This window comes from Marinovum sp. J2-8, from assembly GCF_055808435.1.
This window is the reverse complement of record NZ_JBVVRZ010000003.1, coordinates 42764-65592: the sequence shown is the minus strand read 5'-3', so window position 1 is coordinate 65592 and position 22829 is coordinate 42764. Positions and strand designations below refer to the sequence as shown.

The 22829-nt window shown below is 61.1% G+C and carries 18 protein-coding genes and 3 pseudogenes; 15 read left to right on the top strand and 6 right to left on the bottom strand.

Annotated elements, in window-relative coordinates; translation table 11 throughout:
- Nucleotides 1-118: 118 nt before the first annotated feature.
- Both AC0L4F_RS09695 and AC0L4F_RS09690 read right to left on the bottom strand, forming a co-directional pair.
- Complete coding sequence (locus AC0L4F_RS09695; RefSeq protein ID WP_244687829.1) at nucleotides 119-1225, bottom strand: DUF2235 domain-containing protein; 1107 nt, start codon at nucleotides 1223-1225, stop codon at nucleotides 119-121.
- A complete protein-coding gene (locus AC0L4F_RS09690; protein WP_244687827.1) occupies nucleotides 1203-3500 on the bottom strand; it encodes a xanthine dehydrogenase family protein molybdopterin-binding subunit in 2298 nt (765 codons plus the stop codon). The genes AC0L4F_RS09695 and AC0L4F_RS09690 overlap by 23 nt, the downstream gene beginning before the upstream one ends.
- A gap of 190 nt (nucleotides 3501-3690) precedes the next feature.
- On the opposite strand from AC0L4F_RS09690, the gene AC0L4F_RS09685 reads away from it, so the two are divergent.
- On the top strand, nucleotides 3691-3885 hold the full coding sequence (locus AC0L4F_RS09685) for a hypothetical protein (RefSeq protein ID WP_244687825.1): 195 nt from the start codon (nucleotides 3691-3693) through the stop codon (nucleotides 3883-3885).
- A gap of 34 nt (nucleotides 3886-3919) precedes the next feature.
- Here AC0L4F_RS09685 and AC0L4F_RS09680 read toward each other — a convergent pair.
- Nucleotides 3920-4761, bottom strand: a pseudogene (locus AC0L4F_RS09680) (LOG family protein).
- A 136-nt stretch (nucleotides 4762-4897) separates the two neighbouring features.
- Here AC0L4F_RS09680 and AC0L4F_RS09675 point away from each other — a divergent pair.
- From AC0L4F_RS09675 to AC0L4F_RS09640, 8 genes are all read left to right on the top strand, one after another.
- A complete protein-coding gene (locus AC0L4F_RS09675) occupies nucleotides 4898-6346 on the top strand; it encodes an SH3 domain-containing protein (protein WP_244687823.1) in 1449 nt (482 codons plus the stop codon).
- Nucleotides 6347-6433: 87 nt separating this feature from the next.
- Nucleotides 6434-7261, top strand: a complete 828-nt coding sequence (gene dapD, locus AC0L4F_RS09670) for a 2,3,4,5-tetrahydropyridine-2,6-dicarboxylate N-succinyltransferase (protein ID WP_244687820.1) — start codon at nucleotides 6434-6436, stop codon at nucleotides 7259-7261.
- A gap of 107 nt (nucleotides 7262-7368) precedes the next feature.
- Nucleotides 7369-7719, top strand: a complete 351-nt coding sequence (locus AC0L4F_RS09665) for a hypothetical protein (RefSeq protein WP_244687818.1) — start codon at nucleotides 7369-7371, stop codon at nucleotides 7717-7719.
- A gap of 198 nt (nucleotides 7720-7917) precedes the next feature.
- Nucleotides 7918-9090, top strand: coding sequence for a succinyl-diaminopimelate desuccinylase (gene dapE, locus AC0L4F_RS09660; protein WP_244687816.1), 1173 nt, complete (start codon nucleotides 7918-7920; stop codon nucleotides 9088-9090).
- Nucleotides 9087-9509, top strand: a complete 423-nt coding sequence (locus AC0L4F_RS09655; protein WP_244687813.1) for a GNAT family N-acetyltransferase — start codon at nucleotides 9087-9089, stop codon at nucleotides 9507-9509. The genes dapE and AC0L4F_RS09655 overlap by 4 nt, the downstream gene beginning before the upstream one ends.
- Nucleotides 9506-10108 carry a TIGR04282 family arsenosugar biosynthesis glycosyltransferase gene (locus AC0L4F_RS09650; RefSeq protein ID WP_244687811.1) on the top strand — a complete coding sequence of 201 codons (603 nt, stop codon included), beginning with the start codon at nucleotides 9506-9508 and terminating at the stop codon, nucleotides 10106-10108. The genes AC0L4F_RS09655 and AC0L4F_RS09650 overlap by 4 nt, the downstream gene beginning before the upstream one ends.
- 123 nt (nucleotides 10109-10231) lie before the next feature.
- Nucleotides 10232-12508 (top strand): ribonuclease R, encoded by a 2277-nt coding sequence (gene rnr, locus AC0L4F_RS09645; RefSeq protein WP_244687808.1) that lies wholly within the window; start codon nucleotides 10232-10234, stop codon nucleotides 12506-12508.
- A gap of 79 nt (nucleotides 12509-12587) precedes the next feature.
- Nucleotides 12588-13880: an acetylornithine deacetylase/succinyl-diaminopimelate desuccinylase family protein gene (locus tag AC0L4F_RS09640; protein WP_244687806.1), complete on the top strand. Its 1293-nt coding sequence runs from the start codon at nucleotides 12588-12590 to the stop codon at nucleotides 13878-13880.
- Nucleotides 13881-13960: 80 nt separating this feature from the next.
- Here the strand turns inward: AC0L4F_RS09640 and panC are convergent, their stop codons facing one another.
- Both panC and panB read right to left on the bottom strand, forming a co-directional pair.
- Nucleotides 13961-14815, bottom strand: coding sequence for a pantoate--beta-alanine ligase (gene panC, locus AC0L4F_RS09635; RefSeq protein WP_244687803.1), 855 nt, complete (start codon nucleotides 14813-14815; stop codon nucleotides 13961-13963).
- Nucleotides 14812-15660, bottom strand: coding sequence for a 3-methyl-2-oxobutanoate hydroxymethyltransferase (gene panB, locus AC0L4F_RS09630; protein ID WP_244687801.1), 849 nt, complete (start codon nucleotides 15658-15660; stop codon nucleotides 14812-14814). Before panB ends, panC begins: the two co-directional genes overlap by 4 nt.
- Nucleotides 15661-15844: 184 nt before the next feature.
- Between panB and AC0L4F_RS09625 the strand changes: the two are divergent.
- From AC0L4F_RS09625 to AC0L4F_RS09600, 6 genes and pseudogenes are all read left to right on the top strand, one after another.
- Nucleotides 15845-17286, top strand: a pseudogene (locus AC0L4F_RS09625) (aldehyde dehydrogenase family protein).
- 30 nt (nucleotides 17287-17316) lie between these two features.
- Nucleotides 17317-18057 carry an SDR family oxidoreductase gene (locus AC0L4F_RS09620; RefSeq protein WP_244687799.1) on the top strand — a complete coding sequence of 247 codons (741 nt, stop codon included), beginning with the start codon at nucleotides 17317-17319 and terminating at the stop codon, nucleotides 18055-18057.
- Nucleotides 18054-18404 (top strand): cupin domain-containing protein, encoded by a 351-nt coding sequence (locus tag AC0L4F_RS09615; RefSeq protein ID WP_244688915.1) that lies wholly within the window; start codon nucleotides 18054-18056, stop codon nucleotides 18402-18404. Before AC0L4F_RS09620 ends, AC0L4F_RS09615 begins: the two co-directional genes overlap by 4 nt.
- Nucleotides 18405-18461: 57 nt before the next feature.
- Nucleotides 18462-19469: a P1 family peptidase gene (locus tag AC0L4F_RS09610; protein ID WP_244688914.1), complete on the top strand. Its 1008-nt coding sequence runs from the start codon at nucleotides 18462-18464 to the stop codon at nucleotides 19467-19469.
- A gap of 59 nt (nucleotides 19470-19528) precedes the next feature.
- Nucleotides 19529-20207: pseudogene (rpe, locus tag AC0L4F_RS09605) on the top strand (ribulose-phosphate 3-epimerase).
- On the top strand, nucleotides 20204-20857 hold the full coding sequence (locus AC0L4F_RS09600; RefSeq protein ID WP_244687797.1) for an HAD-IA family hydrolase: 654 nt from the start codon (nucleotides 20204-20206) through the stop codon (nucleotides 20855-20857). Before rpe ends, AC0L4F_RS09600 begins: the two are co-directional and overlap by 4 nt.
- A 96-nt stretch (nucleotides 20858-20953) precedes the next feature.
- On the opposite strand, the gene uvrC is transcribed toward AC0L4F_RS09600, so the two are convergent.
- Complete coding sequence (gene uvrC, locus AC0L4F_RS09595) at nucleotides 20954-22828, bottom strand: excinuclease ABC subunit UvrC (protein ID WP_244687795.1); 1875 nt, start codon at nucleotides 22826-22828, stop codon at nucleotides 20954-20956.
- Nucleotide 22829: the final 1 nt, after the last annotated feature.

Below are 22829 nucleotides of genomic sequence, written 5' to 3'. Positions count from 1 at the left end.
GCGGAACGAGGGACAGTGAGGTCTCGCAAGGGTTCCGGCCTTGCGTCTCATGATGAACACGTAAGACACAGTTGAAAAAAAGAAAAGAAAAGCTCACCGACTTGTGAGTTTCCCGCGATCAGAGGTTACGGCGCATCACGGCAGAGGTCATTTCGCGCGACACCGCCATCAGACGGGCGAAATTGCCTTCGGCGCGGTCAAGATGGTCCTGCAACGTCGGGTGCAGCCGTTCCGACGGGTCGGTCATCCGCCGTCGCCCGGTGCGAAACACAAACAATTTGCTCCAGCCCCGCCACCCCCCGGTCGAGGGCGCATTGGGATCGGTCGGGAACCGGGCGCGCCAGCCATCAGGCAGCATCAGGCCGCAGCCCTCGGCCTTGCCCAGCATCCAGACCAGCGGGATATTGGACAGGGGCCGGGCGGCTTCGAACCCGCCAAGCTGGCCGCCGATGTCGCCGTGACTGCCGCGAAACCAGATCTGTTCAACCCCACCGGTCCAGCCTTCTGGTACGGTCCACAACACCGGCGCATAGGCCGCACGACGCTCATCATACGCCAGCGCGTGAAAGCCATGCCGCACCGTCGCGCCAAGATGGTGGTTGTGGAACGCGTGGCGATCCCCCGACATCCGCCAGAACACCGGAAAGCGCAGGCCCAGTGCCTTGACCGTGTCAAAGACCCCAACCATTTCGATCGGCGCGGTGTCGTGACAATAGGCGGCGCGAAATGCCCGGGCGGTGTCGCTTTCGGGGGCGGTTTCATAGTGGCGCCAGGCCTGGGATACATTGCGTTCCAACGAATGACGCGCGGTGACCAGCCCGACCCGGTCAATCAGCCCGGCCAGCGACCGCACCGCATAGGCCCCCCGCGAATACCCGATCAAAAAGATCCGGTCGCCGGGGCGATAGCGCGATGCAAGATAGCCATAGGCCCGCCGGATCTGGCGGTTGATCCCCTTGCCGGTCATCACGGCATAGGCCGCCCGCCAGTCGGGGAATTGCACGCCGGGTTCATAATACAGCGACAGATCACCCGGCGCGTCACAGAGCAGCTTGTAAATCAGGCCGATATTGGTTTCCTGTCCGTCACGCAGCGACGACATCGTGCCATCCAGCAGGATCACATGGGTCCGCTGGCCACGGCGCGGTCCGGTCCGGGTCTGCTTGAACCGAAGCTTGCGCGCCAGCCAGCCAGCGACCTGTTTATGCAGCCGTCTCAGACGCATCCTTTAGCATACTCCACACACGCATCGGCGTGAACGGCATGTCTGCCTGTCGCACACCACGGTCCCAAAGCGCATCCTGCACCGCATTGCCCATCGCGGCCATCGCGCCCACTGTTCCGGCTTCGCCACAGCCCTTCATCCCCATGGGATTGGCGGTCGAGGGCACCGGTTCCGTATCAAACCCAATCATGGGAAGATTATCCGCACGCGGCATGCCGTAATCCATGAACGTTGCCGTGAGCAACTGGCCCTCTTCATCGAAAACCACCCGTTCGGTGATCGCCTGACCGATGCCCTGGGCCACGCCGCCATGCACCTGGCCCTCTGCCAGCATCGGGTTGATCAGATTTCCGAAATCATCGACCACCGTATATCTGTCGACCGAAATCGCACCGGTTTCGGGATCGACCTCGACCTCGGCCACATGGGCGCCATTGGGATAGGACCGCCCCGGCAGTTTCGAACGCGCCGCATGGGTCAAAAGATCCTCGCGCCCGGCCTCCCGCGCCAATGCGGCGGCCTCCAGCAGGGTGGGTGTCATATTCGACCCCTCAGCCCGAAAGGTTTCATCATCGAAGGTCACTTTGCTCTCCTCGACGCCCATGGTATCCGCCAAAAACGGCGTGAATGCGGCCACGATATTGCTGACGGCGGTCAGCGTGACATTGGCCTGCGTCGTCACCGAACGTGACCCTCCGGTGCCGCCGCCCCGCGCAATCAGATCGCTGTCGCCCTGGATCACACGAATGCGGTCGGCGGGAATGCCGGTCTGATCGGAAAGGAATTTGGCGTAAACCGTTTCATGTCCCTGGCCGTTGGATTGTGTGCCGACATACATCGAAACGCTGCCATCCTCTTCGAACGCGACTTTCACGTCTTCCGAAGGATCGCCCAGAATGCTTTCGATATAGTAACAAAGCCCCATGCCCCGCAGTTTGCCTGCGGCTTCGGATTGCGCACGCCGCGCAAGGAATCCCGCCCGGTCCGCGGTGGTTTCCACCCGCGACAGCACGCGATTGAAATCGCCGACGTCGTATAATTCACCGGTCACCGACTGATAGGGGAACTTCTCGGGCGCGATGAAGTTCTTGCGGCGCAGCTCCCAGCCGTCCACATTCAGTTCCCGCGCCGCCCGGTCCATCAACCGTTCCAGCACGTAGATCGCCTCGGGTCGGCCCGCGCCGCGATAGGCATCGACCTGGGTGGTATTGGTATAATAGCCGCGCACCCCCATGAAGGCGGTCTGCACATCATAGACCCCCATCATGACCTTGGCGAAAAGCTCGGACTGGATTGGCTGGCCATAGCCGGAATTATACGCCCCGAGGTTGTTCCGGGTGTGGATGCGATAGGCCAAAATCCGGTGGTCGTCGTCAAAGGCCATCTCGGCCAGAGTGGTCAGATCCCGGCCGCCATTGTCGCTCAGCATCGCTTCGGTCCGCTCTGACATCCAGCGCACCGGCCGACCCAGCGCACGTGCGGCAAAGGCACAGACCACATGTTCGGGGTAATCCATGCCCTTCATGCCAAATCCGCCGCCGACATCCGGGTTGGTGATCCGCACCTGTTCCGGCGCCATCGCCATGGCCTTGGCGATCGAGGCCTTGGCGCCCCAGACCCCTTGTCCATTGATCGCCACATGCAGCCGCTCGCCCTCGACCTCGGCGTAACATCCGCGTGGCTCAAGCGAATTGACGATAATGCGGTTGTCGTCGATCTGTAGCGAGACCACTTTTGCCGCCGCATCAAAGGCCGCATTGGTCGCCGCTTCATCCCCGAGGCCATAATCATAGGCCAGATTGCCCGGCGCTTCGGGATGAATGTCATGCGCGCCTGTGTCCAGAGCCAGCGACACCGGAAGATCATCATAATCCAGCTCGATCAGCTCGGCGGCATCTTTGGCCTGTTGCAAGGTCTCGGCAAAGATCATTGCAATCGCTTCGCCGACAAACCGCAGCCGCCCCCGTGCCAGCACCGGGCGTTCCGGGCTGGCGCCGCGCGTCCCGTCGCGGTTGGGCACCGTGGCCCCCGCCATGCCCACATGCACGCCGGCCGCCTCCAGATCATCCAGTGTCACCACCAGATGCACCCCGTCGGCGTCACGCGCGTCGTCCACATTCAGCGTCGTGATCGCGCCATGCGCCACAGGCGAGCGAAATACAAACCCATGCAGCGCATTCTCGGGGGCGATATCATCAACATATCGACCCTGCCCTGTCAGAAACCGCGCATCCTCAACCCGTTTGACTGGTTGGCTCTTGCCGAACTTATCCATTTCCCGCTCCGTCGATGTTTGTCCCGACACTAGGGGTTTCCGCGCGACTGTCCAGCGGGCCGGGGGGCGAATTTCCAAAGCAGACCGCCGGTTGGCAACAGGAAAACACCCGCGCAAATTCGCCGCAATTGCGCGCGATGCAGGCCGCAATCCGACTGTACACACATTGAACCAACATGGGAGAGAAACAATGCAGACCACCGAGATCGACACGCTTCTGGCGCTTCTGGAACAGGAACGCATCAAGGCGCTCAGCGCACGGGAATGGGAACATCGTCTGGCCGGCTATGGCTATGCCATCAAGCGCACCGACCATGGCGATATGGTCACCGCCCTGCCCCATGGGCGCGAAATCTGTGCTTTGCCCGCGCAATCGGCGGCCTGACCCAGATTTCGCAACCAGATTGAGCGGGGGGGGTTTAACGCCCCGGCAGCCCGTCACGCAGGCCAGCGGCTTTCCAATTCCCGATCAGATCCGCCGCCTCCTGCGCCGTTTCAACAAACCGGAAAAGCTCAAGATCTTCTGCCGCAATGGTGCCAGCATCGGCCAATGCGTCCCAATTGATGATCTTTTCCCAGAATTCGCGCCCGAACAACAGAAACGGCACACGTTCCATGCGCCCGGTCTGAATCAGCGTCAGAGCCTCAAACATTTCATCCATCGTGCCGAACCCGCCCGGGAACACACAGATCGCCTTGGCCCGCATCAGGAAATGCATCTTGCGAATGGCGAAATAGTGGAAATTGAAACACAGCCCCGGCGTCACATATTCGTTTGGCGCCTGCTCATGCGGCAAAACGATATTCAAGCCGATGGATTGGCCCCCGGCCTCCATCGCGCCGCGATTTCCCGCCTCCATCACGCCCGGCCCGCCGCCGGTGACAACGACGTTTTCACGCCCGCCTGATTGCGCCGAAATCTCGGTCATGATCCGCGCGAAATCCCGTGCTTCTTCATAAAACCGCGACAGATCCGCCAGCGTCTTGGTGCGGGCGTTCTGCTTTTTCGCGGGTTCGGGAATGCGCGCACCGCCAAACAGAACGATGGTGCTTTCAACACCGGCCTCGGTCATCATCAGTTCCGGTTTCAACAACTCCAGCTGCAACCGGACCGGGCGCAATTCATCGCGGCACAGGAAATCATCATCCGCAAAGGCCAACCGATAGGCCGCGCACGTGTCTGGGGCGTATCCGGAATATCCCCCGCCGTTTCCCGGTCTTCATGGGCGTCGCGAAACGGGCTGTGGCGCTGTTCGGTCATGTGCGTCTCCTGTAGCGATGCGTTGCAATCGCCGTTGTAAGATGTTCAAAAAACACCTGTTATTGTCTAAGGCGATTAAATGGTGCCAACCATCGGGATGCAATGCTGCTTCGGCAAAATAAGCTTGGGAGAAATCATGAACCGTTTGAAACTTACGTTGTCCGCTTTGATTTTCTGTCTGGCTTGGCCATTTTCGGCCCTCGCGGCCACATTTGAGGTCCGCGATGATCTTGCGCCGCGCCTCTCGCAACTGACCCCGCTTTATTCTGCATATGTCGACCTGCCGGCGAACCGTGCAGACCTGCGCCGCCCGACGCGACCCGTACGGTCCGACGCGCCTTGGGTGATCAAAATGTCAGGCGTGATTGAAAAGGGCGACACAGACAAGCTTTGGGCGCTGGTCGAACGGATGCATGACCAAAAAAAGGGCTGGGGTTGGAGACTGGTGCTGGAAAGCCCGGGCGGCAATTTCCTTGAAGGGATCGCATTGGGCAGAAGCCTGGGGGCGCGGCTTGGCTCGCAGGATCCGGATTTCGTTGGCGTTTATGTCCTTGCGAATACCGAATGCCTGTCTGCCTGTGCCTTGGCGTTTTCGCTGGCGTCCGAGCGCCGCACATTGGACGATTTTGACAGCTACCGCTTTATCGAAGTTGGCGGGCGCATCGGCTTTCACATGGGCGCATTGCCCGATGGTCAGGCGTTTCAACAGGCCCAGGTCAAGGCCGTGATGGATCTGACCTATGACATCATGGCCGCCTATATGACGATCGTGACCGGCGAGTTGAACAAACCAGAGCTGATTGCCGAGGCGCTGAAACATCGATCCGCCGATAGTTTCTTTTACGTCGGGGCCAGTGACCGCGCCTATGATCTGGGTTTTATACCCGTGTCCACCGATCCGCTGTCCGAGCCGCTGCACTCCGCCGCGCTCAGCATGGCGCAGGTCTATCACCTCTGCACCAAACTGCGCGACATTTCACAGATCCCATTGACCACCGTCACTGAAATGGTTGGTGATCTGTTCCCAATTCCCAATGGCACCGTTTCCGATTTCTTCAAATCGCATCGCGGCACCGCGTTTCGCGGCAGTTTCCGGTCGGGCGAACACTGCCTGATGGCGCGCACCAGCGAGGGCAATCTCTTTCTTGATGTCACGCGCGATCCCCCCGAATGCATTGATAGCGAAAACGGATATGACGCATGGTGTGCCATTGACACCAGGGTCCAACGCCTCGCCACCAACGCCTTGCTGGCCGACATTAGCGCCTGCCACATGGGCCAGCTGCACCCCATGATCGATCCGGCATCAAATGTCCTGTCAGACGATGCGCCGTGGCGCCAAAGGTTTGGGCAGGCCGCGATCATGACGTCGGTCAATATGCGCGCCACCCCGTCGCTCAAGGCAGCGCGACTTGGCGAAGTCCCCGAAGGCACAAGGTTCCGGGTCCGCGGCTGTCAGGTGACAACGGACAATCAAGCGGTATGGCTAAAGCTCGATCACGCTGGGCGGACCGGTTGGATCAGCGCGCGCTTTGCCAACATTTTTGCCAGCACAAGCCTAAATAGTGACGACAGGTTCGACTAGGCCGTCTGTGCCGTGGTTGCCCCGCATCCGATTTTCCTATCTAAAGCGGCGCAGCATTGATCACAGCCCAACTGATGGAGATTCCCCATGTCCAACGCCCAACTTGAAACCGCCATCGAGGCGGCATGGGACGCCCGCGACACAATCACCCCCACCACCGGCGGTGAAACCCGCGAAGCCATCGAAGACACGCTGAACGCGCTGGATTCCGGCAAACTGCGCGTGGCAGAGCGCCAGGAAAACGGCGACTGGCATGTCAATCAATGGGCAAAGAAAGCCGTTCTTCTGGGCTTCCGCATCAAGGACATGGAACTGCAGGACAACGGCCCGCAAGGCTCTGGCTGGTGGGACAAGGTCGACAGCAAGTTCAAAGGCTGGGGCGACAACCAATGGCGCGCGGCCGGGTTCCGGGCCGTGCCAAACTGTGTTGTCCGCAAATCCGCCTATATCGCGCCCGGCGTGGTGCTGATGCCGTCGTTCGTGAACCTTGGCGCCTATGTCGACGAGGGCACCATGGTTGATACATGGGCCACGGTCGGCTCCTGTGCCCAGATCGGCAAGAACGTCCACCTTTCGGGCGGCGTCGGGATCGGCGGCGTGCTGGAACCCATGCAGGCCGGCCCGACCATCATCGAGGACAATTGCTTCATCGGCGCGCGTTCCGAAGTGGTCGAAGGCTGCATCGTGCGCGAAGGTTCGGTCCTTGGCATGGGGGTCTTCATCGGCCAGTCGACCAAGATCGTCGACCGCGAAACCGGCGAAGTGATGTACGGCGAAGTGCCGCCCTATTCCGTCGTTGTGGCAGGCTCGATGCCGTCCAAGAACAACGTCAACCTCTATTGCGCGGTGATCGTCAAACGCGTTGACGAGCGCACCCGCTCCAAAACCGGGATCAACGAACTTTTGCGCGACTGAGACCGCGTCGGGGCCGCGCCACACGCGACGCGGCTCCGCATTTCATCTGGCCAAAAATATCCCCGCCGGAGGCTCCCTCCCGCTGCCAAAAGCGCCAAAGGTTCACTATGACCAAACCGCCGAAAAAACCGCATCACGTCTACACCCTTGTTGTTCAGGTCGGCCGCAAATCCGGCGATGGCCTGCCCGAGGGCGCCACCGGTGCGGGGCTGATCTGCTATGCCTCTGGCGTGGATGAAGCCGAAGCCGTCCGCGAAACCGTCGCCATCCTGAAACAAGCCGACCTCGCGCCGCTGGACGTGACCGGCCATGGCACGCTGGACGAGCGGCGGCAAACCGGCGAAGACATCGACAAGACCGAAGCCGATCTGATGCAACGTGCTCTGGATAAGAATTCGGTGATCGTGGCGCAGATCACTCCGTTTTACGAACCGTTGACGGATCAAGACGCCCACTGAACCATCCCCCCCAAACACACTGGGCGGCGGCGGTCCGCAAATCCCTTCTCTGAATTTGGCACAGACCAACCCACCCTATGGCCGTTACCATTCCCGGCGGGCGGCCTAGCCCCGTCCGGCCCATTCTGCTAAGCGATACGGATCCAGAGCGCCAAGCCACTGCAATCAGGTCACAATCCCATGCCATCGGAGCCAGCCATGCCCGCTGAAAATCCCCCCCTCACATCCGCTGTTGATCCGGCAGATCTGACGGCCGCGCTGGTTCGCTGCCGCTCTGTCACCCCTGATGAAGGGGGCGCATTGGTCTTGCTGCAGGACATGCTGTCGTCCGCCGGGTTCGAATGCACAAGGGTGGATCAGGGCGGGATCAGCAATCTGTTTGCCCGCTGGGGCGCCAAGGGTCATGAAAAGACGTTTGGCTTCAATGGCCATACCGACGTGGTGCCGATCGGCAACCCCGATGACTGGACCCATGATCCCTTTGGTGCCGAGATCGTCGATGGTGTGCTTTACGGGCGCGGCAGCACCGATATGAAGTCCGGCGTCGCAGCCTTTGTTGCCGCCGCGATTGATCTGGTACGCGACGCCCCCCCCGAGGGCGCCTTGATCCTGGCCATCACCGGCGATGAAGAGGGCGACGCCGACCACGGCACCATCGAACTCTTGCAGCATATGGACCAACACGGCGAACAGATGTCCGTATGTCTGGTGGGAGAGCCGACCTGCCCCGACCACATGGGCCAGATGATGAAGATCGGGCGGCGCGGTTCGTTGAATGCATGGTTCACCGTGACCGGCGTGCAGGGGCATGCCGCCTATCCCCATCGCGCCAAAAATCCGCTTCCCGCTTTGGCGCGTCTGATGGATCAGCTGTCATCCCATGAATTGGACCGGGGCACCGCGCATTTTGATGCCTCCACTTTGGCGGTTGTCACCATCGACACCGGCAACCCGGCCACAAATGTCATCCCCGGCAGCTGCACCGCGACCGTCAACATCCGCTTCAACGATGCCCATACAGGCAAAGCGCTGCAAAACTGGCTTCAGTCCAGGGCAGACGCCGTCGCGGCCGAGTTTGGGGTGAAAATCGACCTGCGCGTCAAGATATCGGGAGAGAGTTTCGTGACCCCGCCGGGGCCCCTGTCCGATCTGGTGGCCGGTGCGGTCAAGGCCGAAACCGGTGTTGAGCCGGAACTCAGCACCACCGGCGGCACGTCTGATGCGCGGTTCGTCAAGGATCACTGCCCGGTGGTGGAATTCGGCCTTGTCGGCCGCAGCATGCATCAGGTTGATGAACATGTGGCCGTGGATCAGATCCATCAGTTGAAGGCGATTTATGCGCGTATCCTGAAGGATTATTTTGCAAAATGAATGCCACCATCACCCGCACCGACGATCTGGAAACCTGTCTGAAACTGCGATTTGCGGTGTTTGTCGACGAACAGGGCGTGCCCGCAGACATCGAACGCGACGCATATGACGCCACCGCCCTGCATCTTCTGGCGGTGCAGGATGGCACGCCGCTGGGCACCGCCCGCATTCTGCGCCATGGCACCACCGGCAAGATAGGCCGGGTCTGTGTGGTGAAACAGGCCCGTGGCACCGGATTGGGCGCGGCATTGATTGCGGCGGCACTGGACGAAATGCGCCTAGAAGGCGGATTTACCCGCGCCGCACTTGGTTCGCAGCTGCATGCGATCCCGTTCTATGAAAAACTGGGTTTTACCACCTATGGCGATGACTTCGACGACGCAGGCATTCCCCACCGGATGATGGAAAAGCCGCTTTGACCCGACATCTGATCTTGATGTTGAAGGAACCCCGCCCCGGTCGGGTCAAAACCCGGCTGGGCCGCGACATTGGCATGACCACCGCGGCGTGGTGGTTTCGCCATCAAACCGCGCGGTTGATCCGGCGTCTTGACGATCCGCGGTGGCAGTTGGTTTTGGCGGTATCGCCGGACCGTGACGGGATCGCCAGCCGGATCTGGCCCGCACATTTGCCCCGCGTGGCACAAGGCCGCGGCTCCCTGGGCGATCGCATGGCCCGGCTGATGCGCGCCATGCCCCCCGGTCCGGCCTGTATCATTGGCGGCGATATTCCCGGTATCACCCCGCCACATGTGGCACGTGCCTTTGCCTGCCTTGGCCACAACGATGCGGTTTTCGGCCCTGCGCCGGATGGCGGTTATTGGCTGGTCGGGCTGCGCCACCCAGGTCGTGCGCCCGCCGGTTTTCTGAAAGGTGTGCGCTGGTCCGGCCCCAATGCATTGGCCGACAGCCGCGCCACATTGCCCGGGGCACGCATTGCGCAAATTGACACGCTGGCGGATGTCGACACGGTGGACGATTTGCAAGGACTTGGTCAGACGGTCCAGTCTGTTCCCTAATGCAGTGAGGGGCACAAGGGGGCTCTGCCCCCGGCCTTTGGCCTCCCCCGGGATATTTTTGAACAGAAGAAGCCCGGGACTTTCGCGGTGACGATCCCCCGCGCACATGCTACGGCTTTGCACATGAGCCAATTGCCCACAAAATCCCAGATCCTTGACTGGATCGCCGCCAATCCGACGCTGACAGCCAAACGCGATATCGCCAAGGCCTTTGGCATCAAAGGCGCAGCCCGCATCGACCTCAAACGCCTGTTGAAGGAGTTGGAGGCCGAGGGCCATCTGGAAAAACGCAAGAAGACCTATCGCGATCCCGACCGGCTTCCGCCGGTGTCGGTCTTGCAGGTCAAAGCGCCGAATGCCGATGGCGATCTTTTTGCCAAACCGCTGGAATGGCACGGCGAAGGGGTGGAACCGATTGTGCTGGTGGTGCCGCGCGCGAGCGATCCGGCACTGGGCGAAGGCGACCGCATTCTGGCCCGCCTGCAAGTGGTGCAGGAAGAGGATCACAATTACGAGGCCCGCCTGATCCGTCGGATCGGCACCAACCCGCGCCGCATTCTGGGCGTCTTTGCCAAACGCACCGAAGGCGGGCGGATCAAACCGGTCGACAAAGGCGCGGACAAGGAATGGCAGGTCGCGGCCAACGATGTGCATGGGGCGAAAGACGGCGAATTGGTCGAGGCCGAATTGGCCGGCCCCAAGGGCCGCATGGGCCTGCCCCGCGCCCGTATTGTTGAACGGCTGGGCGATCCGACCGCGCCGCGCGCTGTATCGTTGATTGCGATCCACCAGCACGGCATTCCCGACGATTTCCCGGACGAGGTGATTGCCGAGGCCGACGCGATGAAGCCCGCCGGTCTGTCCGGGCGCGAAGACCTGCGCGATATGCCCCTTATCACCATTGATCCGGCGGATGCGCGCGATCACGATGATGCCTGTTACGCCCATGCCGACGACGATCCCAAGAACCCGGGCGGTCACATCGTCTGGGTCGCGATTGCCGATGTGGCCTGTTATGTGCGCCCCGGCTCTGCGCTGGACCACGAGGCCCGCAAGCGCGGCAATTCCAGCTATTTCCCCGATCGGGTGGTGCCAATGCTGCCCGACCGCTTGTCCGGCGATCTCTGCTCGCTGCACGAGGGTGTGCCGCGTGCCTGTATCGCGGTACGGATGCAGATTTCGGCGCGTGGCGAGAAACTCTCGCACCGGTTTGTCCGCGGTTTGATGCGTTCGCCTGCCTCGCTGCATTATCAGGAAGTGCAGGACGGCATGGATGGCCGCCCGAACGATAATGTGGCCGAACTGATGGACCCGGTGATCCGGCCACTTTATGCCGCATATGCTGCGCTTACAAAGGCCCGGGCCGACCGCCAGCCGCTTGATCTTGACCTGCCAGAGCGGCGCGTGGAGCTATCGGAAGAGGGCAAAGTCACCTCGATCAACTTCAAGGATCGGCTGGACGCGCATAAACTGATCGAGGAATTCATGATCCTCGCCAATGTGGCCGCCGCCGAAACCCTGATCGCCAAGAAGACCCCGCTTCTGTTCCGTGTGCACGAAGAACCGCCGCCCGAAAAGCTCAACTCCTTGCGTGAAACCGCTGAAAGCGCCGGGCTGACACTGGCCAAGGGCCAGGTTTTGAAGACCGCGCATCTGAACGGCCTGCTGCACGCCGCAGCGGGCACCGAGGAAAGCGAGTTGATCAATATCGCCACCCTGCGCTCCATGACCCAGGCCTATTACAGCCCGAAGAATTTCGGCCATTTCGGCCTGGCGCTGCAAAATTACGCGCATTTCACCTCGCCCATCCGGCGGTATTCCGACCTGATCGTGCATCGCGGGTTGATCTCGGCGCATGGCTGGGGGGACGACGGGCTGTCACATGTCGATATCGACAAGCTGGAGCCGACGGCCACCCATATCTCTGACACCGAACGCCGGTCGATGATTGCCGAACGCGACACCACGGATCGTTATCTGGCGGCCTTTTTGTCCGAACGCGTGGGCGAGGAATTCTCTGGCCGGGTTTCCGGTATTGCCCGCTTTGGCGCCTTTGTGAAACTGGATGAAACCGGGGCGGATGGGCTGATCCCGATGCGCAATCTGGGCCGCGAATATTTCCACTTTGATGCCAATACCGCCACGCTGATGGGGTCCGACACCGGGCTGACCATCACCATCGGCATGCGCGTCACCGTGCGGCTGACCGAAGCCGCGCCGGTCACGGGTGGCATCGCGCTGGAGTTGCTGGAAATCAACGGCGAGAAACCCCCTCAGGGCCACAGGAATGGCGGCGGCCCGCGCGGTCGCGGCGGGCCAAGGGGGCGCAGTGGGCCGTCGAAACGCAAACTTGTCAAATCCAAGAAAAAAGCCGCAAAAGTCAGCCGCAAGCGACGGTAATCGACACAAATGAACGCGATCTGAGGTGCAGGCGGCATCGCCGCTTGCACAACCGAACCGCAGGCGCAAAACTAGGCGCATGCACGATATTCAGACCCAATTGCGAAGCGAAATTACCGCCCGGCGCGACGACCTTGTGGCGCTGACCCAGGATTTGATCCGCATCCCGACGTTGAACCCGCCGGGCGACAAGTACCGCGAAATCTGTGATTTTCTGTCGGCGCGATTGCAGGCGCGCAACTTCGAAATTCAGATGATCCGCGCCATTGACGCCCCCGGCGACAGCGACCGCTATCCGCGCTGGAACATGATTGCACGACGCGACGGGACATGTGCGGGTGAATGTGTGCATTTCAACAGCCACACCGATGTGGTCGAGGTCGGCAAAGGCTGGACCGTCGATCCATTTGGCGGCGAGGTGCGCAATGGACGGGTCTATGGCCGGGGGGCCTGTGACATGAAGGGCGGGTTGGCCGCGTCGATTATCGCGGCCGAAGTGTTTGTGGATCTCTGCCCGGATTTTGCCGGCGCGGTGGAAATCAGCGCCACGGCGGACGAGGAATCAGGCGGGTACGGCGGTGTTGCCTATCTCGCGGAGCAGGGATTTTTCGCGCCCTCGCGCGTACAGCATGTGATCATTCCGGAACCGCTCAACAAGGATCGGATCTGCCTTGGCCACCGGGGCGCGTGGTGGGCGGAAATCGAAACCCTGGGGGAGATTGCCCATGGCGCGATGCCGTTTTTGGGCGATTGCGCGGTGCGCCACATGAGCGCGGTGATCGACCGTTTCGAAACCGATCTTTTCCCGGCCATGGCTGCACGACATACCGACATGCCGGTGGTGCCCGATGGCGCCAAAGCATCCACCATGAACATCAACTCCATCCACGGCGGCGAAAACGAGCAAGCGGCGGATTACACCGGCCTGCCGGCCTATTGCGTACCGGATTCCTGTCGCATGGTGATCGACCGCCGCTATCTGGCAGAAGAAAGCCATGCAAGCGTATCAGGCGAGGTGCGCGCGCTGCTGGAAGAGCTGAAAGCAACGCGGCCAAAATTTGACTACAGGCTGGAAGAAATCAACCATGTGGCCCCGTCGATGACAGACCAGGCCGCACCAATCGTCACAACAGTGGCCGGGGCAATTGAGACGGTGATGGGCCGCGCCCCCGATTACGTGGCATCGCCCGGAACCTACGATCAAAAACATATCGACCGGATCGGGCGGTTGAAGAATTGTATTGCCTATGGGCCGGGGGTTCTGGAGCTGGCGCATAAGCCAGACGAATGGGTTGGCATCGACGACATGATTGACAGTGCGCAGGTCATGGCCCTGTCCTTGGCGGACCTGTGTTTGCCGAAATCCCGGTAATGCGTATTTTTAAAGAGAAGAAGCACAATTTGATTTAAATTTTCGGCTTCTTCTCTTTCTTAAATACGCAAATCCCGTTGTCAGCTGATCTGCGGCACGTCGATGTTGTCAATCAACCGCACCCCGGCCAGATGCGCAGCCGCCAGCAAACGCGCGGGTTCGCTTGGCCGGTCCAGAAGCGAAAGCGTGTCACAATCGCGCAGTTCCAGATAGTCGACCGACAGGAAATCCGCCTTTTCCAAGGTCGCCAGCGCAGGCGGCACCAGGTCCGACATCGATTGCCCCGCCGCCAAGCCCGCCGCGATATCCTTCATCACCCGATACAATTGGGGTGCCTTGACCCGCGCACGATCAGACAAAAGCAGATTGCGCGAAGACATTGCCAGACCATCCATTTCCCGAATGGTCGGACAGCCGACAATCTCTGTCCCGAGGTTCAGATCACGGGACAGACGGCGCACGACCTGAAGCTGCTGGAAATCCTTTTCACCGAAAAACGCCAGATCGGCGGCGGTTTGGGTGAACAATTTGGTCACCACCGTGGTCACGCCATCGAAATGGCCGGGGCGATATGCGCCACACAAGACATCGGTCAACCCGGCCACAGAGACCCCGGTCGCGAACCCTGATGGATACATCGTATCCCCATCTGGTGCCCAGATGGCATCCACTGCAAACCGTTCCAGTTTGCGGGCGTCATCCTGTTCGGTGCGGGGGTAATTCTTTAGATCATCGGGGTTGTTGAATTGCTTTGGATTGACAAAGATCGTCACGATCACCCGGTCGGCGCGCTCTTTGGCGGCGGCAACCAGGCTGAGATGACCATCGTGCAATGCCCCCATCGTTGGCACCACGCCAATCACCTCTCCCGCCATGTGCCATGAACGGGTCAGGGCCCGCAGGGCATCAAGATCGCGAAGGATCGGAACGCTCACGCTTTTGTCTCCGTGGTCTTGGGCTGTGGGGCTTCATCGGCAAACACATGTTCCGGGCCGGGAAATTCGCGGGCGCGCACCTCTGCGGCAAAGGTCGCAATCGCGGCTTCGCCCTGTTCCCTCAGATTGGCATAACGTTTGACAAATTTCGGTTTGAACGCCGTGAACATCCCCAACATGTCATCCACCACCAGAATCTGGCCATCACATCCCGCCGAAGCACCGATGCCAATTGTCGGAATCCCGATCTTGAGCGTCAGGGCCTTGGCCAAGGTGTCCGGCACTTTTTCCAGCACAACGGCAAAAGCCCCTAAATCCGCAACCGCAATTGCATCATCGGTCAATTGCTTGGCACCATCGCCCCGGCCCTGCACCTTGTAGCCGCCAAGCGTGTTGATGGCCTGTGGTGTCAGGCCGATATGCGCCATCACCGGAATACCGCGTTTGGTCAGAAAGGCGATCGTTTCCGCCATCTCGACACCGCCCTCAAGCTTGACCGCGCCCGCGCCGGTTTCCGCCATCACGCGGGCGGCATTGCGAAACGCCTGCTGTGGGCTTTCTTCATAGCTCCCAAAAGGCAGGTCGACGACCATCATCGCCTGTTTCAACCCACGCGCCACGGCCTTGCCATGCAGAATCATCATGTCCAAAGTGGCATGCACAGTGGAGGACAGACCATGCAACACCATCGCCAGGCTGTCGCCAACCAGGACAAAGTCGCAATGCGCATCCATCATTTCGGCCATTGGCGTGGTATAGGCGGTGAGGGACACAATCGGTGTACCCCCTTTGCGTGCGCGGATATCATCCGGCATCGGGGCAGTTTTGCGGGCGGTCGCGCTCATTTGCGGGCCTCCGGTTGCTTCATTCTGACCCGATGTAGCAGCGCAACTCTGGGGAATCCAGATGTCTTGGCATTTTGCCACGCAAGATCACATCCCCCTCAGGCCCACTGGCGCAATGATAATTCCCCGCTTGCGATCAGAATGCGCCTGTTCGATGGTATACCAAAACCGGAGGTGCCCCAAGATGTTGCCTGAATTGCCGTTTGATCCGTCGCTGATCCTGATAGATGGCCAATGGCGCCCGGCGGAGGACCGCGCAACTCTGGCACTGTTAAACCCTTCGGACACCACCACTTTGGCACAGATTGCGCGCGGCAGTGCGGCCGATATTGATGCCGGTGTCGCGGCGGCACGGGGCGCATTGGATGGCGATTGGGGGCGGATGGCACCGGTGGAACGTGGCCAATCCTGACCCGGCTGGGCGATTTGGTGCGCGCACGACTGGATTGGCTTGCCGAGCTGGAGGCGCTGGATGTCGGCAAACCGCTGACCCAGGCGCGCAACGATGCCGTGGCCCTGGCGCGGTACTGTGAATTTTATGGCGGCGCGGCGGACAAGGTACATGGCCAGACCATTCCCTATCTTGACGGCTATACCGTCTATACCCTGCGGCAACCGCATGGGGTGACCGGCCATATCATCCCATGGAACTATCCCATGCAGATCATTGGCCGCTCGGTTGGTGCGGCCTTGGCGATGGGCAATGCCTGTGTGCTGAAACCCGCCGAGGAGGCCTGCATGACCGCGCTCGCCTTTGCCTGGCTGGCAGAGCAGGCCGGCTTGCCGCCCGGCGCGCTGAATGTCGTGCCCGGCCTGGGGGCCGAGGCCGGTGCCGCATTGGCCGGACATCCCGGCATCCAGCACGTCAGCTTCACCGGCTCTGTTGCCACCGGCAGCACGGTGCAGACCCTGGCCGCGCGCAATGTGGTGCCCGTGACGTTGGAGCTGGGCGGAAAATCCCCGCAAGTGGTGTTTGACGATGCCGACCTCGACGCCGCGTTGCCATTCCTGGTCAATGCCGGCATCCAGAACGCCGGTCAGACCTGTTCGGCCTCGTCCCGCGTGTTGGTGCACCGTGACCTGCACGAAACATTGCGCGACCGAATGGCAGAGCGTTACGCCGCTCTTCAGGTCGGCCCGGCCATGGCGGATCTTGACGTCGGGCCGATGATTTCCGCCCGGCAACAGGGGATTGTCAGCGGGTTTCTGACCCAGGCCGGCGACCTGACCATCGCGGCACAGGCCAGGATCCCCGATGGCCCCGGGCATTACGCCCCGCCAACGCTTCTGGACAATGTGCCGCCCGACCACCCGTTGGCGCAGCAGGAAATCTTTGGCCCGGTTCAGGCGATCATCCCGTTTGACAGCGAAGAAGAGGCACTCCGCATCGCCAATGGCACCGATTACGGATTGGTGGCCGGGGTCTGGACCCGCGATGGCGCACGCCAGATGCGCATGGCACGCGCTTTGCACTCTGGGCAGGTCTATATCAACAACTACGGTGCCGGCGGCGGGGTCGAACTGCCTTTTGGCGGCATCGGAAAATCCGGCCACGGCCGGGAAAAAGGCTTTGAGGCACTTTACGGGTTTTCGTCTTTGAAAACCGTTGCGGCCTATCACGGCTAGGACCACCAACACTCTGAGGGGAGGCAAAACATGAGATTGCAGGGCAAAACCGCCATCGTCACCGGCGCAGGATCGGGATTTGGCGCCGGAATCGCACATAAATTCCTGATCGAGGGCGCGCAGGTCATGCTGGCCGACATCAACTATGAAGCGGCACGCAACGTCGCCGAAGAATACGGCGGCGTGGGGCAACGTGTTGATGTGGCCGACGGCGCCAGCGTCCAGCATATGATCGACAAGGCCACCGAACTGATGGGCGACATCGACATTCTAGTCAACAATGCCGGCGTCACCCATTTGCCCGCCCCGATGGAAGACGTCAGCGAAGACGATTTCGACCGGGTCTTCGCCGTGAATTGCAAATCTGTCTATTACACCGCCAAATCGGTGCTGCCCCTGATGAAGGCGCGCGGCACCGGCGCAATCCTCAACATCGCCTCAACCGCAGGCGTCTCTCCCCGTCCTAATCTGAATTGGTACAATTCTTCAAAGGGCTGGATGAACACCGCGACCAAGGCGATGGCCATCGAACTGGCCCCGCATGGCATTCGCGTCAATGCGGTCAATCCGGTCGCGGGCGACACGCCGCTGCTGGCGTCATTTCTGGGGGAAGACACCCCGGAACGGCGTGATGCCTTTTTGTCGACCATTCCCTTGGGGCGGTTTTCCATGCCCGAAGACATCGCAAATGCCGCCTGCTACCTCTGCTCGGACGAGGCCAGTCTGGTCACCGGGGTTTGTATGGAAGTGGACGGGGGCCGATGCATATGAAGACCATCAATCTGGCCGAAAAGCTGGCAATGTTCGACCGCCACTGGGCCCCGCATGTTGTCGGATACTACAACGGCAACGATGTGATGGTGGTGAAATTTCAGGGCGAATTTCCCTTTCACCTGCATGAAGATACCGATGATTTCTTTCTGGTCCTCGAAGGGGAAATGGTGATGGATCTTGATCGGACATCCCATCCGGTCAAGGCCGGCGAATTGTTCATCGTGCCACGCGGCGTCACCCATCGGCCCCGCGCCGAACAGGAATGCAAGGTTCTGCTGATCGAACCCAAGGGCGAGCCGAACACCGGCGATCCCGCCACCGCCGCACCGAAACCACATATCTAGACTTCTTCTCTTTTCAAATACGCAATCCTCCCCCCGCCACAGGAACCAGCGATGCAGATGACCCCCGGCCCCCGAAACCTCATCACCGATATCGCGGGGCTGCGTGTCGGCAACGCCAGCGATGCGGGGCTGAAATCCGGTTGCACCGTGCTGGTCGGCGACGCGCCCTTTGTGACCTCGGTCGCGGTGATGGGCGGCGCCCCCGGCACGCGTGAGACCGACCTCCTCGCGCCAGATAAAATGGCCCCTGCGGTCGATGCATTGGTCTTGTCCGGCGGCTCGGCCTTTGGTCTGGCCGCGGCACAGGGCGTGATGGACACGCTCGCCGAACAGGGTCGCGGTTTTGCGGTCGGCCCGGCACGGGTGCCCCTGGTGCCCGCCGCGATCCTGTTTGACCTGCTGAATGGCGGCAATAAAGCCTGGGCCAGCAATCCCTATCCGGACCTCGGAAAAACGGCCCTACTGGCGGCCACGCATGACTTCCCCCTTGGCACCACCGGTGCAGGCACCGGCGCCAGCACCGCAATGCTAAAAGGCGGATTGGGCTCGGCCAGTGTCCTGCTCGACGACGGCATCACCGTCGGCGCATTGGTCGCCGCAAATCCCGTGGGCTGTGTCACGACACCCGGCGAACGCCATTTCTGGGCATCTCCGTTTGAAATCGATGGTGAATTCGGCCAGCTCGGCCCCGACCCCGCGCCAACACACCGCGACCTGCGCCACAGCCGCAAACTCGCGGCGATGGCGGCGCAGGGCAATACCACCATCGCCATTGTCGCCACCGATGCACAGCTGACCAAGGCCCAGGCCCAGCGCATGGCCACCGCCGCCCATGACGGCATCGCCCGCGCCATCGTGCCCGCGCATACCCCAATGGATGGAGACCTGATCTTTGCCGCCAGCACCGGCGCCCAGGACCTGACAGCACCGGACTGGCAGATGCTCAACATTTGCCATGCCGCCGCCTGTTGCCTGTCACGCGCCATTGCCCGCGCCGTCTACCATGCCGCGCCCGCCCCCGACGATCGCATGCCCTGTTGGTCTGCGGCAAATTCGACCGGCTAACTGGACCTCTGTGCCGCAAATCCATATGACACAGGCAAACCGCTGCAGGAGCCTGCCACATGTCCTTTGACCGTTCCGTCAAAATCGCCCCCTCGATCCTCTCCGCCGACTTTGCCAACTTCGGCCAGGAAATCCGCGCCATCGAAGACCAGGGCGCCGATTGGGTACATGTCGACGTGATGGATGGCCATTTCGTGCCAAACCTGACCTTCGGCCCTCCGGCGGTCAAGGCGTTCCGCCCGCATGTGAAAACTTTCATGGACGTCCACCTGATGATCGCGCCGGTCGACCCCTATATCGACGCCTATGCCGAAGCAGGCACCGATATGCTGACCGCCCATGTCGAGGCCGGCCCGCACATCCACCGCACGCTTCAGGCGATCCGCGCCGCAGGCATGAAATCCGGTGTCGCGCTCAACCCCGGCACCCCGGCCGAGGCAGTCACCGAATTGCTCGATCTGGCCGACATGGTGCTGGTGATGACGGTGAACCCCGGCTTTGGCGGCCAGAAATTCATCGACATGACCGCCAAGATCCGCAAAATCCGTGCCGCCATCGGCGACCGCGACATCCATATCCAGGTCGACGGCGGCGTTGATCCCAAAACCGCCCCCCTGGTGGTCGAGGCCGGTGCCGATGTGCTGGTTGCCGGCTCCTGCCGTGTTCCGGGGCGGCTCCGTCGACAAACCCGAAATCTATGGCGACAACATGCGCGCCATCCGGGACAGCCTGACATGAGCCTGACAATCGCCTTTGACCTCGACGGCACTCTGATCGACAGCGTGCCGCAAATCGCCGCTTCGGTGAACACCGGACTGGCAAAATTCGATATCCCCGCATTGGCGGAACCCACGGTAAAGGGCTTCGTCGGGCGGGGCTTTCCCAAACTGATCGAACAGGTCATCGCCCACCTTGACCTGCCGGCCGACCACTATGCCCCGCTGCACGACACCATCCTGCAGGAATATGTCACCGTGCCAACCCCGCCTTCGGTGATCTACCCCGGCGCGCTTGGGGCGCTGAACACGCTGCGTGCAGACGGCCACAGCCTGACGATCTGCACCAACAAACCCTATGACGCGACGGTGAAATGCCTCGACGATACCGGCCTCGCGCCCCTGTTTGACCGGGTGATCGGCGGCGACAGCCTGCCAACACGCAAACCCGACCCCGCCATGCTTTTCGCCGCCCTCGATGGTGCGGAAAAACCGCTCTACATCGGCGACAGCGAAACCGACGCCGAAACCGCCGTGGCGGCAAACATCACCTTCCTGCTTTATACCGAAGGCTATCGCAAAACCCCGGTCGCGGATCTGCCGCACAGCGCCGCGTTTTCGCATTTCGACGCGCTCCCGGATCTTGTCCGGTCCCAGGCTTCTTCTGTTTGAAAGTATCCCGGGGTGTTTGAGGGGCAGCGCCCCTCAAGGCCTGCGTGGCCTGAACGCAAAGCAACCTGCGCGCGCCCGCGCACCGTTTGAAAACGCCTAACCGGCCTCGTGAAAAAACGCATAGATTTTTTCGGCCAGCGCCTCTGACACACCATCCACGGCCCGAAGATCCGCCAGATTGGCGCGGCTCACCGCCTTGGCAGATCCGAAATGCGCCAAGAGCGCGCGTTTGCGTGCGGCCCCCACGCCCGGCACCTCGTCCAGCGGCGTTGCGCCGACCGCCTTGGACCGTTTTGCACGATGGGTGCCGATGGCGAACCGATGCGCCTCATCCCGCATCCGCTGAATGAAATACAGCACCGGATCATTGCGTCGTAGCGCCATCGGGCGCGTGCCAATGCGGTGAAATTCCTCTTTGCCCTGATCACGATCAACACCTTTGGCGACGCCGACCATCGGAATATCTTCGACCCCGTATTCCCGCATGATCTCGGCCACGGCAGACACCTGACCCGCGCCGCCGTCAATCAGCAAGAGGTCCGGCCACATGCCCTTTACCCGTTCCGGGTCTTCCTTTTGCAGCCGCTTGAACCGCCGGGTCAGCACCTCTTTCATCATGCCGAAATCATCACCCGGAGTCAGGTCATCACCCTTGATGTTGAACTTGCGGTACTGGTTTTTCAAAAACCCTTCCGGTCCAGCGACAATCATCGCCCCAACCGCATGCGCGCCCTGGATGTGGCTGTTGTCATAGGTTTCGATCCGCTGCGGCGTTTTTTCCAACCCAAACGCCTCGGCCACGCCGCGCAGCAGCTTCGCCTGGGTCGCGGTCTCGGCCATCTTGCGGCCCAGACTTTCGCGTGCATTGCGCACCGCCGATTTAATCAACTCGGCCTTTTCACCGCGCTGAGGCACCAAAAGCGTCACCTTGCGCCCCGCCTTCTGGCTCAGCGCATCAGCCATCAGATCGTCATTCTCGATCCCATGGCTCAGGATCAATTGTTTCGGCGGCTCCTTGCTGTCGTAGAACTGGCCGATAAAGGCCTCCAACACCTCCGCCGCATCCACATCTTCGCCCACCCGGGGATAGAAATCGCGATTGCCCCAGTTTTGATTGGCGCGAATGAAAAACACCTGCACGCAGGCCTGTCCGTCCTCCAGATGCAGTGCAATCAGATCGGCCTCTTCCACCGTGCGAGGGTTGATGCCCTGCGCCGTCTGCACCTGGGTCAGCGCGCGAATACGGTCGCGCAACGCGGCGGCGCGTTCGAATTCCATCGCATCAGACGCCTCCTGCATTTCTCCTGCCAGCTTTTCCTGCACATGGGTCGACCGCCCCGACAGGAACCGCTGGGCGTCCGCCACGCTTTCCCCATAATCCGCTTCGGAGATCTTGCCGACACAGGGCGCGCTGCAACGTTTGATCTGATACAGCAGACAGGGCCGCGTGCGCCCCTCAAACATCGAATCCGAACAATTTCGAAGCTGAAACACCTTTTGCAGCTGGTTCAAGGTCCGGTTCACCGCCCCGGCACTGGCAAAGGGGCCGTAATAGGCGCCCTTGTCCTTTTTCGCGCCGCGATGCTTGTGGATCATCGGAAATCCGTGATCCGTCACATGAATATTGGGAAAGCTTTTGTCGTCGCGCAGCAGCACGTTGTACTTTGGCTTCAACTGCTTGATCAGGTTCTGTTCCAGCAGCAGCGCCTCGGTTTCGGTGCGCGTGGTCAGGAACATCATCGAGTGCGTATCGCGGATCATCCGCGCGATGCGCGGGCTGTGCCCAGCGGGACGGGCATAATTCGACACCCGCGCCCGCAGGTTACGCGCCTTGCCGACATAGAGCACAGCGTTCTTCGCATCCAGCATACGATAGACCCCCGGCGCACTGCCGAGTGTCTTCAGATAGGCCGCAATACAGGCGTGGCCGGTGGGTTGGGGCGGGATCTTGTCTTCAGGCGCATCGGTCATG